Raw genomic sequence first — 7,164 nt, 5'->3', positions numbered from 1 at the left:
GCCGATACCGGTGAACGGAATGATCATGCCGATTACGATGATTGCCGTGGTGAGGCCCAGCACCGGCGCCGCGGCGATGCTCTGCAGGAACGGAATCCGGCGCGTGCGGATCATGTGCACCACCAGCGTCTGCGTGAGCAGGCTTTCGATAAACCAGCCCGACTGGAACAACGACTGGTGCTCCCCGCCGTTGGCGCCGAATACAAACCACATCAGCAAAAACGTGGTGATATCGAAGATCGAACTGGTCGGCCCGATCCACACCATGAAACGACCGATGTCGCTGGCATCCCACTTGCGCGGCTTGCGCAGATACTCCTCGTCCATGCGGTCGAACGGAATCGACAATTGCGAGATGTCGTACAGGAGGTTCAACACCAGCACCTGCAACGGCAACATCGGCAGGAACGGCAGGAAGAAGCTCGCCACCACCATGCTCAGCACGTTGCCGAAGTTGGAGCTGGCCGTCATCTTGATGTACTTGATGATGTTGCCGAAGGTGACGCGGCCTTCCAGCACGCCCTCTTCCAGCACCATCAAGTTCTTTTCCAGCAGGATGATGTCGGCTGACTCCTTGGCGATATCGGTGGCGGTGTCCACGGAAATACCGACGTCCGCTTCGCGCAAGGCCGGCGCATCGTTGATGCCGTCGCCGAGAAAACCCACCGTGTGGCCTTGGCGCTGCAGCGACTTCACCACACGCGCTTTCTGCAATGGCGACATCTTGGCGAACACGGTGGTGCGTTTGACCAGATCGTCGAGCGCGGCGTCATCCAGCGGCTCGATATCGCGGCCTTGCGCGGAGTTCTCCACGTTCAGGCCCACCTCGCGGCAGATCTTGCGCGTCACCGCTTCGTTGTCGCCGGTGATCACTTTCACTTCCACGCCATGGTGATGAAGCGCGGCAATCGCGGTGGCGGCCGTATCCTTCGGCGGATCGAGGAAGGCAAGGCAGCCGATCGCGGTCAGCTCCGCCTCATCGGCAACACCATAAGCGCGATTGCTCGGCGGCTGTTGCTTGACGGCTACCACCAGCACGCGCAGACCATCTTCGTTGAGCCGGCGCGTCATCGCCTTGATTTCGCGGCGGCGCTCTTCCGTCATCGGCACGATTTCATCGCCGCGGCGCTCGGTGGATGAGATGGCCAACATCTCTTCCACCGCGCCCTTGCAGACCAGCAGGTTGTGGCCATCGCCATTGGCGAGCACTACCGACATGCGGCGGCGCTGGAAGTCGAACGGGATTTCGTCCACCACGCGGTAGCGCGCGACGATCGGTTCCAGATCGCGATGCGCCAGCACGGCTTTGTCCATCAGGTTCTTCAAACCCGTCTGGAAGTGGCTGTTGAGGTAGCCGTATTCCAGCGCGTCATCCGAATCTTCGCCGTCCAGGTCGAGGTGGCGCTCCAGCACGATCTTGTCAAGCGTCAGCGTGCCGGTCTTGTCGGTGCACAGCACGTCCATGGCGCCGAAGTTCTGGATCGCATTCAGGCGCTTCACCACCACCTTGCGCTTGGACATCGCCAGGGCGCCCTTGGCGAGGTTGGCTGTAACGATGAGCGGCAGCATCTCGGGCGTAAGGCCCACCGCCACCGACAGCGCGAACATCAGCGCTTCGAGAAAGCCGTGCTTGTACCACTGGATGCCCAGCACCACCGGCACCATCACCAGCATGAAGCGGATCAGCAGCCAGCTGACACTCTTGACGCCGCGATCGAAGCTGGTTTGCACGCGCTCGCCGACGATGGTGCTGGCGAGCGAACCGAGGTAAGTCCGCGAACCGGTCGCCACTGCCACCGCCGTGGCCGTTCCGCTCACCACGTTGGTGCCCATGTAGCAAACGGTGGGCAGGTCCAGCGGATTGCCCTTCTGCGTGCCGTGCTCGCCGCCTTCCACCACATGCGCCTGCGCCGGGCCGGCCTTCTCCACCGGCAGCGATTCACCGGTGAGAATGGCCTGGCTTATGAACAAGTCTTTGGCGGTAAGCAGGCGGAGATCCGCCGGCACCATGTCGCCCGCGGCCAGGTGCACCACGTCACCGACCACCAGCTCGTTCACCGGCACCTCGATGCGCTCGCTGTGGCCATCTGAAGCGCGACGCGTCACCGTGGCGGTATTGCGCACCATTGCCTTGAGCTTTTCCGCCGCCTGCGAGGAGCGGTATTCCTGGGTGAAGCTCAGCAGCACGCTGATGCCCACCATCACCGCGATGATGATCGGGCCGGACAGGTCGTCCGGCGTCACGAACACCTGCACCACGGCCAGGATCACCAGCACGATGATGAACGGGTTATTGAAGGCGCGCAGCAGCTGGATCGACCAGTGCGGCGGTTTCTCGTGCGATACCTCGTTGATGCCGTCGCGCTCGAGACGCTCGGTGATCTGCTCTTCGTCGAGGCCGGCCAGGCTGGTTTCCAGGCCGCTCAGCAGGGCTTCGTTTTCGCGGAACGCATCCTGCGCGGCCGCCACGTGCTGAGGTGCTGCAGCAGTCTTGGCCTTGGCCGCCTGGGTGACTCGGTTCATCATGTCTCGCTTCCGTGGAATCAAGTTGTTGCGACGGAGGCGAGCTTTAAGGAAAGGCCCGCCCCCTAGGGCAATCCGCGGCCAGGACGACGCCCCGCGGACCGGTGTTGCGGTCCTGGCGGAGGCCACCCTTTATGAAGCTGCGGATGACGCATCAGTGACTTGATACCAAATGAAGATGACGGGACGTGCGCGGCGCATCGGCCTGGACACGCTCAGCCGCCTGCCGCGGGGTCAGCGGCTGGGGAACGGTGACAGTAATGGTGGGACGACGCACGGCTTGACGGCGGCCGGCCAGGGAAAACCGACCCGCGGTGCGAAAACGGAAGAAATCACGAAGGAGCTTCATGGGCCCATCTCCTCTATAACGGTGCTCACGGCACCGTTAGGAGCGGGCCGGACTTCCCTAGTCGAGGAAAGCGCCGGCCAACCGCTGGCGGTTGCCGCGAACGATCAGCTTGTTATGCAATGCCGGCACCCGATGCTCGCGGATGTCGACGTTGCGACTAGGGTAAACGTCCATATGCCTTGGTTAGTTCGGACAGAGGCCCGGCCGGCAAAACTGCGCCGGTGGGCGCGGGAATTGTCTTGCTGCGGTGCGAAAGTGTCAAGCCTTGGTAACAGACTTTTTGCCGCACGGTCATCTTTTGATTTGCTGGCGGCAAAACGAACACCTGCTCCGGCTGGATGAGCCGTCATCCATTGCGCACATTCCTCAATGTGAGCCTTGATCGAATGCCACCTTGAGCCGGGGCCAGAATTGCGTGGCCCATTCTTTCATCTTCTCAACGTAAGCAACTTTTTCGGGATAACGCGAGATATTTTTGCAATCCCAATCAGTATCCGCTGCAGAAATGGCTTCGTTCGACTTGATGCCAGCAGCTTCCGGACTAAATAGATAAGAAACCTCCAGCAAGCCCCAGGTTTCCGTACGTGTCATTCGTATCCTGAGAAAGTCCTGCGGATAGGTGACTCCCTTGGCCGCCAAATCTCCCGCAGCCGCCCGGTCCAGAGATCCGATTTTGACCGCGCGATCCGCCCATTGCTGCATCGGTGGCGTGAAAAAGCTATCGACCAGCCAGCATGACTGATGTCCGTCGGCATTCATCGCTTCTGCATTTACGTAGAGATCAACGTTATTGGCTCCGGCGCACCCCTTCAGTTTCGGAGGAAAATCGCTGCCAGGCTGCCCCGCGCTGTGCAAAGCCGAGATGCGCGCGCCACCCACCAAACGCCGGTTTTTGACCAAGCCAAGGAAAACCAGCTCACCTGTTGCATGGGGCGACTTGTAGCGCCCATTGGAAAGCACAACCCAGTTTCCCGCAGGTAGCGGCACCTTGTAGCCGTCAACATTGACCAAACCGTTGTAGCTTCGACCACCTAGCGCGCCATCAAGATCGCCTGCTCCAGCAGAAGAGCTGCCTGGCGTAGCAAGCGAAAGATTTGCCGTATGTACCCTTGGAGATACAGTGGACGATGCAGCCTGTAACCGAGTCGTCCGACTGGCGACGACTGTTGGGGGGGATGAAATTCCGGCTGTAGAAGAATACGCGCCAGAGGGCGTGCCAACTGTTTTGCCAGCGGAGACCTGAGACGAATAGGAAGCCTGGCTTGACGCACCTATCGAAGCTGGTTGGCCCGAATTGTTTTTGACAAAAAGAACGAATACCAAGGTCAAAACAGCGGCAAGCATTCCGCTCAAACGCCACACGGGAGCTCGTTGCCACAATCGCCCAAAAGTGCGAAAGGGGCTTTCCGGCACAATGGCTCTCACGCTTCGGCTCTCGCGATGACCCGTCCATCGACGGCCACCAATGACACCCGGGCGTAACCCTTTTGCTTGGCTTCGATCAACGTATCGGCGATCGACTCTTCCGCGATGCGAACCAAATCCCTGGCGGATGCGCCTGTACCTAACCGCCCCTGGCGGCGCATCATGTCGAACAACAGCTCCGGGTCAATTCCCCCAAGGCTTACGTCGAGCCCGTAACTCTTGATCATTGCTTCGATTTCTAGCGCGGTAACACGCGCCACGTCCAGACCTGACAAAGGTCGAAAGACAAAAATACGATCAAGACGATTGATGATCTCTGGGGCAAAACCAGATTCACGCAGTGCGTTGGTCGAAGTACGCCGCAGCTCATCGGGGTCGTTGGCATATAGGTCAGCGAGTGACTGAAGCGCGTCCGTTGCTGCGTTGGTGGTCAGAATAAAGATAGCCTGCGTCGTTGATATTTGCTTGCCATCGGATGCCTCGGTAACGAAGCCATCGTTCCACGCAGTCAAAAAGTTCTTTTGCACATCGGAATGCGCCTTTTCGATCTCATCGAGCAAGATCACGGCATCCGGAGCGTCGCGCAAGCCTGCCGTAAGTTTTCCATAAGCGTCTGACCCGACATAGCCTTTCGCCGCCCCAAAAAGTTGTGTCGCCCCGTGACCACCGCTGGAAAATTGTGTCATATCAAAATGCAGCAATTTTCGCTGCAACGCATTGCTCAGACATTTTGCCAGGTAGGTTTTACCGGTACCTGGTGGCCCAGCAAGCAGAAAGACACCAACCGGCTTACCACGCTGCTTCAAAGCAAGACGGCGGCGAATCTGAGCAGCCATGTCATCACAAACACTATCTTGGCCGATGACCCTACTCTTCAGCGCGACCGCCAACTGTTCGGCATCAATAAAAATGGCTTCCGGCTGCCCGGCCAACTTTGCCTCAAGCGCCGCGCGATTAGTCAAACGATCAAGTATGTCCACGACCCAGCCCTCACTGCTTGCCCCGGGAAACGCGATGTGCTGGCGCTCCCGAAAATACCCCATAAAAAAGACCATCCAAAAGACCATTGCAAAACCTGATGCCCACCATGCGTAGGCATGGAGAAAAGCGCTCGTCTTGGCCAGAAGTCCATCCAACGCATGACCGCTAGGACCATGCTGCATCCAGAACTGTGCTACCGATATGGCAGCGATCAATAAAAAAGCCACAGGCAGAAGCCGCGTGGCCAAAGCAGCAAGCCAGCGCATCAATTCACCTTTACCCTAAGCCCAAGCTCCTGACCTTCACTCATGACAGGGAAGATTGCCCTGGCGCTTCCTGAAGCAAGCCCGACGGTAATACCACCGCCATCGCCATCTTTGACCCCCTTTATCTTGATCACGCCATCCGCCGGAACAGGCATTGCAAAGGTGTCGCCCTTCTTGGTCAGGCGGACGGTACGCGAATAGCCCTGACTGTCAATGCGGACCATGTCGCCATCCTCTACGTCGGTGTCCCAGAGCGTAATCCAGACTAGCTGCAAGCGATTGGCTTTCGCCTCAGCTTGCATAGGGCTGGACAAGGGAGCTTCACGTTGGGCAGCCTGCATATCTTGTGGCCCAGGTACTGTCTTTGGCGGAGGGGCCGCATCAGACACGTCGCGTCGCAGGGCCTCCGCGGCGCCAGGATCGAGATTCATGCTTTGCACGGCTCTGTTCAAATCTTCATTGGCAACGACAGACAAGTCCATCGCTGCAAGTGCCTGGAAAGCAGCAAGGCGAGCCTGCACATCTGATTGCGATATCTCATCCCCTTGTCGAGCCACCCCGTGCGGTAGCGTATAAGCGACGGCAGCTATGGCGCCCCCTAGAACCAGTGTAGAAAGCGCAGACTTTACAAACACTGGAAAAGCGCGCAGCCGCCGGCCCTCGACAGCCGCATCGGCCGCCTCCATACCCGGAGTTTTAGCTTCTTTGCTCACCATGCATCCCCTGCATTGCGTGAATGAACGTACCGCGCCTAAGCATCTCAGCCGATGCTTAATCGAAGAAACAAATGTGCGACCTCAATTCACTTTCGCTCGTGGCCCGCGAGTCAGTTTTGGATTGACCTTCGCTGCATCGACAGTAAGGCCTGGCGTATTTTTGGTAGCTCTGATCAATCCGATCCGGTCCAACATGCCGATAAAGCCGGGGGAGACCTTCGTGCTTTCACTATCCTTACGAATATTCTTCGCTTCGAACCGAAAGTTGATGTTGAGAGTCCAAAGCCCCTCATTGATATCGAGTTGCTTGATCAACGCGATAACTATCTCTTCGTAACTGAAGCCATATTGGTTTACGTCGGCCATGCCTGTCACTTTTTATGTGGATGGGGCTAACACGAACACATGCCGAAAGACCACGCTACCGACTGATCTATCATTGACGTGAGATGATTTTGTGCAGACGTTTGCCTAGCCGCAAGTCGTTTGCGCCAATATTACCGAGTATGTTCAAGGCGATCGCATTTTCTTACTAAATCGTCGCCGAAATGTTGCAGTAATATGGCGTCACTGCTTAAATCATACTCGGCATTGAGTAGCGCTGGCACGCGAGTAAAGATCATCTTTTCGACACCAGCTACGACCAGAGCTAGCTAAGTGTTAGCCCGTGTTGGATCAACGATGGAAACAGCCAATGATCCGCCAATAGGAAAGCAAACAGCGCCATCAGATAGATCACCGAATACTTAAACACCCGCATCGCGAAGTATTCGTCCGGCGGATTCATCAGGCGGATCGCGTAATAGAGGAACCCGGCGCCAAGTACCGCCGCGCCACCGAAATAGATCAAACCACTATGGCCGGTAATTGACGGCAGCACGCTCACGATCACCAGCAGGATGGT

At 57.8% G+C, this 7,164-nt stretch carries 6 protein-coding genes and 1 pseudogene; all 7 read right to left on the bottom strand.

Going from position 1 to position 7,164, the window contains the following annotated elements; translation table 11 throughout:
- On the bottom strand, nucleotides 1-2,523 hold a 2,523-nt coding region (gene mgtA / locus VJR68_RS03595), incomplete at its 3' end, for a magnesium-translocating P-type ATPase (RefSeq protein ID WP_414647729.1).
- A gap of 154 nt (nucleotides 2,524-2,677) precedes the next feature.
- Nucleotides 2,678-2,872 carry a hypothetical protein gene (locus VJR68_RS03590; RefSeq protein WP_324146183.1) on the bottom strand — a complete coding sequence of 65 codons (195 nt, stop codon included), beginning with the start codon at nucleotides 2,870-2,872 and terminating at the stop codon, nucleotides 2,678-2,680.
- A 366-nt stretch (nucleotides 2,873-3,238) separates the two neighbouring features.
- Nucleotides 3,239-4,216 (bottom strand): hypothetical protein, encoded by a 978-nt coding sequence (locus VJR68_RS03585; protein ID WP_324146182.1) that lies wholly within the window; start codon nucleotides 4,214-4,216, stop codon nucleotides 3,239-3,241.
- 77 nt (nucleotides 4,217-4,293) lie between these two features.
- On the bottom strand, nucleotides 4,294-5,544 hold the full coding sequence (locus VJR68_RS03580) for an AAA family ATPase (RefSeq protein WP_324146181.1): 1,251 nt from the start codon (nucleotides 5,542-5,544) through the stop codon (nucleotides 4,294-4,296).
- Nucleotides 5,544-6,260, bottom strand: coding sequence for a hypothetical protein (locus tag VJR68_RS03575; RefSeq protein ID WP_324146180.1), 717 nt, complete (start codon nucleotides 6,258-6,260; stop codon nucleotides 5,544-5,546). The genes VJR68_RS03580 and VJR68_RS03575 overlap by 1 nt, the downstream gene beginning before the upstream one ends.
- A gap of 81 nt (nucleotides 6,261-6,341) precedes the next feature.
- Nucleotides 6,342-6,626: a hypothetical protein gene (locus VJR68_RS03570; protein WP_324146179.1), complete on the bottom strand. Its 285-nt coding sequence runs from the start codon at nucleotides 6,624-6,626 to the stop codon at nucleotides 6,342-6,344.
- A gap of 283 nt (nucleotides 6,627-6,909) precedes the next feature.
- Nucleotides 6,910-7,164, bottom strand: a pseudogene (locus VJR68_RS03565) (protoheme IX farnesyltransferase); the annotation flags it as partial.

Origin of the sequence: Dyella sp. (genome assembly GCF_035277725.1) — a bacterium.
Classification (GTDB): Bacteria; Pseudomonadota; Gammaproteobacteria; order Xanthomonadales; family Rhodanobacteraceae; genus Dyella_B.
This window is presented reverse-complemented; position numbering and strand designations above follow the sequence as displayed.

Excerpts from the sequence above, each read along its gene's own strand:
- VJR68_RS03590 (WP_324146183.1), bottom strand. The coding sequence starts at position 2,872 with ATGAAGCTCCTTCGTGATTTCTTCCGTTTTCGCACCGCGGGTCGGTTT.
- VJR68_RS03585 (WP_324146182.1), bottom strand. The coding sequence starts at position 4,216 with ATGCTTGCCGCTGTTTTGACCTTGGTATTCGTTCTTTTTGTCAAAAAC.
- VJR68_RS03580 (WP_324146181.1), bottom strand. The coding sequence starts at position 5,544 with ATGCGCTGGCTTGCTGCTTTGGCCACGCGGCTTCTGCCTGTGGCTTTT.
- VJR68_RS03575 (WP_324146180.1), bottom strand. The coding sequence starts at position 6,260 with ATGGTGAGCAAAGAAGCTAAAACTCCGGGTATGGAGGCGGCCGATGCG.
- VJR68_RS03570 (WP_324146179.1), bottom strand. The coding sequence starts at position 6,626 with ATGGCCGACGTAAACCAATATGGCTTCAGTTACGAAGAGATAGTTATC.